This is a genomic window from Polynucleobacter sp. AP-Nickl1-40-C4 (assembly GCF_035012665.1).
In the GTDB taxonomy this organism is placed as follows: domain Bacteria; phylum Pseudomonadota; class Gammaproteobacteria; order Burkholderiales; family Burkholderiaceae; genus Polynucleobacter.
Map to the genome: position 1 here is coordinate 1 of NZ_JAYGQR010000019.1, position 4,510 is coordinate 4,510.

The following is a 4,510-nucleotide window of genomic DNA, read 5'->3' on the forward strand; positions in this document are numbered from 1 at the left end:
CAACGACTTGCTTGACTGCCTCTAACTTGAACTCTTCAGTAAACCGTCTTCTTGTACTCATGACACACCTCCTAATAGACTAAATATTAGGCTAGAAAGTGTCTATAGAAGTGGTAGCGATTCAAATAGATACTAGGCCAGTCCGACCTTCGAGCCTGAAACTGTGGAATTGCACTCAGCAAAATGGCAAAGGTAATGAGGGCAAAAACAATAAAAAAGATTTGGTTGGCTATTTCCATAATCTAAATAGTACTAAAGATAATTAACAATGTCGTTTTAAACGACATGGCAAGCACGGACCCTAGATGAGCGTCGATTTAAGCGACGCAGGACCAACGCAGGGATGATAAATTGATTTGTCCTTTTAAAGGACGGTTCACACTAGGGATATCCGAGAACGATGATGGCATCTAACCCTGCCAAGCCATAAAAGAAAATGCCCCGCACGAAGCAGGGCATCATTATTTCTTGGTGGCCCGGGGCGGAATCGAACCACCGACACAAGGATTTTCAATCCTCTGCTCTACCGACTGAGCTACCAGGCCAAGACTTGGAATTATAAATGAAACTGGAATCAAGCTACACAAATGTGTGCAACTGTACTCAATCGCCTTGTATTTGCTTAATCCTACGGCGGTTAAGGATGTTTAATCCTGTTTAACGGTGCTTTGCTTTTCCTGCTTATGCAGCTACGGCTTTAGTTAACAGTTTGGATAGGCTATCGTAATGTTTCATCGCTAACTTGGTAGGAGCCGCTTTCTTTTTTCTACCATCCATCTTGTCGGTTGTTAACTTTACATAGCCCATTGTGACAAGATTCTTTACCCTTCCATGCAAAGTGGCCTGCGAACCAATTTTGCTCAAATGTATTAAATCGCCAACTAGGATTTCACGCCCTTGCGAATAGGCAAGCATTACTGCATCCAGCAACTGCTTTTCTGTAGCATCTAACTTCTTATTTGCGTCCAAGCCAGCTATTGCATCGATGAGGTTTAGAAAGCGGATATATGAATTATTCATTTTGGTTATTTAGCTTATTAGGAACAAGTTATCTTTGATGTTGTTTTATTAATATCAAACTACTACATGATTTGATATTAATTCTTTATTCCCTTAATAAAATTGATAATAATCAATTTATTCTTAACAATCAACATCGCCACACACACAACTATGGCATTACCAGCAAAATTGCCCATCACCGTTGTGAAGCCACTATGAAATAAGCCGCCACTCATCTGCCCAATTGTTAGGGCGCTAACCACATAGGCGAATACAAATCCGTTCACAATACTTGTTGCGGTAGCCAATACAACTATTTGGTAATACTGAAGATTTGAGAAATCTCTATCCACCTTCATTAGCTTTAGCCCATACTCAACCACCAAATACAAAGCGAGAGTGACAGAGGCTGCGGCAAGCAGCCAACTAGTTAATGGCTGCGAAGAATCCGTAAACATTAAGCGAGCGAAGATTGCCAATCCAGTTCCAAGCGCCCCACGCCACCTGAAAATTAAAACAGCAAAAAGCTTTATGCCAGCGGGAAGAAATAAAAGATAGGTGATGGAGCTATTTTTTAATTGCGGAAGAAAATACATGGGCGCCACAAAAATCCAATACAGCGCAAATGAGATGGCAAGCTGAAGGAGGATGTTTTTAATATTATTCAGACACACATTCGTTATTTTTATCTAAGTAGATTATTGCAAATATTATCAACAATTGCTTATAGGGTTACCCCCCCCCGAACCCCCATTAAGCAAGAATTTATGGGGGCAATTCCAGGATAGGGGCTTGCTTTACCCGCAACACCCCTTGCTTTCTTGTATTGGTGGGCAAGGCTCATCACCATAGACACAAAAGACACAGCAATCACCCGCTTTAGGCTTCAGCATTGCGTGGCAAATGCTTCTGCCCTCATATCGCCCATTAACTCCCATACTTCTTCCCACCTTAAAACCTCTTCATGCTCTTTGGAAGTTAAATTTTCATTAAAGGCTTCATCGTAGTCACCGTCATAGGCTACAAGCCAACTGCTCAAGTCTTTTTGCATATTGAATTCAATAATGTCACCCTTTTTGAGGGTTACATAGCTAACCCCAATAAAGTTCGGCATCTCATCGTCATATTCCATATAAACAATTACATGAGGATCCAGCTTAGAGGCGCACTCAAGAATTTGATTTTGAATCTCGAAAACTGGTCGCCAACCACTAATCAATCTCAACGGCTCATCTTCGTCTAATCCACCATCAATATGCACCCACTTTGCATCTAACTTGTCTGATAGATAAGCAGCATCCCCAGATAGCCCAAATAGCAATCTACCCACTTGCGATGTATCTGAATAATTATTGTTTAATCGGCAGTCTTCATTAAATCTTCTATTAATTTCTTTGGCTAACTCTTTAATTGCGTCATTACCAATTAATGAAATTCTATTTGTCACAAAATTAGCCATATAAAACCTTTTAAGATTTATTCGTATTAAATCTTAATTGCTTTGCACAGCTTTAGCCATCATCTTTTGTCCACTTGCAATCTTCTGCCTAGCACGCTCAGCCTTGACTGCCTCTTGGGCACGCTTGACCTGTGCTTGCATTGCTTTAATTCGCTGTTGCTCTGGTGTTGGGGTTGTGACTTCTGTGATCTTCATTAGCCATTCCCAATCTGTGTTGGAATGCTGATTACATTCGTGGCGCCAAATTGGGCTTGTAATATTTTTGTAGCGAAGTTGGTGTTTTCAGCAAATACGATGGTTGTAACCACCATCCCACTTGCTCTAACAGTTGCGCGAAATTGTTTCATATAGGTATTTATGGGTGTCGTGATTAACACGACACCTACAGGCCTTACTTCTTAAACCCTAGCTTCAATGCCCCGCTAGCTGACTCAATTTGAGCATCAAGCTCTCCCGCTTCTACGGCCTGCTTAACCAGCTCAAGCGCCTTCACTAAGTTTTGTGCACTATCTACTTCAACGCTGTGCTTGCCTTTAGCAAGCTCAATCACTTTAGTGCCGTATTTGACTGACACGCAGACTTTGCCAGCTTCATTTTTAAACCACCACTCGCGAATACGCTTGGGAATTTCTACTTGGCGACGCAAACCAGTTTCTTTATCTTTAACGCTTTTGAACTTAGTCGCAACAAATGGCGTGCCGTCTATATGACTTTTGGCTAGCTGGATTTGCTCCCACAACTTGCTAGAAAGTTTGTTCCTACGAAATACGATTGCAGGGATATGGGTAGGTTTTTTAGCTGTTGTTAGCTTGAGTGATTCCAATGCGCTCATTTAATTCTCCTTGTTTGTTAATGGGCACATTTAATTTATTACCTGATTTGGGATTTGGTCGACCTCAATTTGTCCAAAACCACCAAATATCGCCACTATTTTTGTTTGTTTTCCTTTAGCAAAGCTAAATAAGTGTGAGTGGCGAAGTGAGTTGCGAATGAGTGGCTATAGAAATAAGTTGCGAATGAGTTACTACTTGGGACAAATGAGTAACTCTGACTCGTAACTACGCAACCCGAAACAAGCAACCTCTCTTTTGAGATCTGCAACTTCTACGCAACTAACTGCGCCACTCACTGCAACCCAAAAGGAGAAATCAATATGCAGAAAGAAATCGCAGTTCGTTTGTTTCAGAATGCCAAATACGGCACAACCTACGCTAAAGGTGTTCGCCATCAAGCTCTATTTAATGCCACCGCAGACATTAAGAACCCTAAAGTCAAATATGTCTTGGATTTTTATACTTATGAGCATTGGGAGTTTTTGGCCAAAGAAAATCAACTAGAAATAGTCAATCAAGTTCGTAACGAAGTAGATAAGGACACGCTAGTTAGCTGGATAGTGCGTTATGACTTGGCAACAAAGACTAAAACATCCGTCTATGGCTTTGGCACTTTAAATATGAAAACTAATGAATTAATACTATGTGTTTTAGATGGTGAGGCAGAAGTGGAGGATAGCTGGAAACTCACGGCTAAACCTTGTAGGGCTATTGCTGGAAAGAATGTTGCTGAACTCTTAGCAACTAATAGTGAATTAGCCAGCTGGTGATTGAGAAATAGCCACTGTCGTGTTTGGCACGACAGTGGCTATGGCCAATACAACAACTTATTTGGGCAATATTCCACCCAACTTCACGCCTGCAATCATTACTTCACTAGCAAAGGTTCTCAAAGAGCCTTTTGCTTTATGTGCAATCGCTGTAAAAGCCGCTACAGGCAATGCAGTGGGAACAAGAGACATCTTCTGCAGGATGCTTTGTCCCATAAATACATAAGCATTAGCATCTGCCGACTGGTTCATTTCAATCAAAAAGCTGCGATTGATAATGCCATCGTCAATACGGTCAAGATAATTGGTTGTAAAGATAAACTGACAACGCTTCAAGTCCATGACTGATTTAAGTGACTGCTGTGCAGATACAGTGAGCTTATCCACCTCATCAAACAAGAAGTAGTCAGTTTGACCATAGTGGTGAAAAGGATTTCGGCTATTGC

At 41.2% G+C, this 4,510-nt stretch carries 8 protein-coding genes, 1 tRNA gene and 2 pseudogenes; 1 reads left to right on the forward strand and 10 read right to left on the reverse strand.

The genetic code is table 11. The features are described from left to right. The 9 genes and pseudogenes from VC182_RS11645 to VC182_RS11415 all read right to left on the reverse strand — a co-directional run. On the reverse strand, positions 1–61 hold a 61-nt coding region (locus VC182_RS11645), incomplete at its 3' end, for a transposase (protein WP_370623727.1). Positions 62–469: 408 nt separating this feature from the next. After that, positions 470–545: transfer RNA gene (locus tag VC182_RS11380), tRNA-Phe, on the reverse strand. Between the two features lie 136 nt (positions 546–681). Beyond that, entirely contained in the window at positions 682–1,020 is a 339-nt protein-coding gene (locus VC182_RS11385) for a hypothetical protein (RefSeq protein WP_323485359.1), read from the reverse strand. Between the two features lie 77 nt (positions 1,021–1,097). Continuing rightward, positions 1,098–1,481 carry a hypothetical protein gene (locus VC182_RS11390; RefSeq protein WP_323485360.1) on the reverse strand — a complete coding sequence of 128 codons (384 nt, stop codon included), beginning with the start codon at positions 1,479–1,481 and terminating at the stop codon, positions 1,098–1,100. Positions 1,482–1,799: 318 nt separating this feature from the next. Next, positions 1,800–1,904, reverse strand: a pseudogene (locus VC182_RS11395) (GDCCVxC domain-containing (seleno)protein); the annotation flags it as partial. Further along, on the reverse strand, positions 1,889–2,449 hold the full coding sequence (locus VC182_RS11400) for a hypothetical protein (RefSeq protein ID WP_323485361.1): 561 nt from the start codon (positions 2,447–2,449) through the stop codon (positions 1,889–1,891). The pseudogene VC182_RS11395 and the gene VC182_RS11400, both read right to left, overlap by 16 nt. 45 nt (positions 2,450–2,494) lie before the next feature. Continuing rightward, entirely contained in the window at positions 2,495–2,656 is a 162-nt protein-coding gene (locus VC182_RS11405; protein WP_323485362.1) for a hypothetical protein, read from the reverse strand. Continuing rightward, positions 2,656–2,808 (reverse strand): hypothetical protein, encoded by a 153-nt coding sequence (locus tag VC182_RS11410; RefSeq protein WP_323485363.1) that lies wholly within the window; start codon positions 2,806–2,808, stop codon positions 2,656–2,658. The genes VC182_RS11405 and VC182_RS11410 overlap by 1 nt, the downstream gene beginning before the upstream one ends. A 44-nt stretch (positions 2,809–2,852) precedes the next feature. Beyond that, positions 2,853–3,293, reverse strand: a complete 441-nt coding sequence (locus tag VC182_RS11415) for a DUF6641 family protein (protein ID WP_323485364.1) — start codon at positions 3,291–3,293, stop codon at positions 2,853–2,855. Positions 3,294–3,614: 321 nt separating this feature from the next. Here VC182_RS11415 and VC182_RS11420 point away from each other — a divergent pair, with 321 nt between their 5' ends. Next, positions 3,615–4,064 (forward strand): hypothetical protein, encoded by a 450-nt coding sequence (locus VC182_RS11420; protein WP_323485365.1) that lies wholly within the window; start codon positions 3,615–3,617, stop codon positions 4,062–4,064. Between the two features lie 57 nt (positions 4,065–4,121). Here VC182_RS11420 and VC182_RS11425 read toward each other — a convergent pair. Continuing rightward, positions 4,122–4,510 (reverse strand): annotated as a pseudogene (locus VC182_RS11425) (hypothetical protein); the annotation flags it as partial.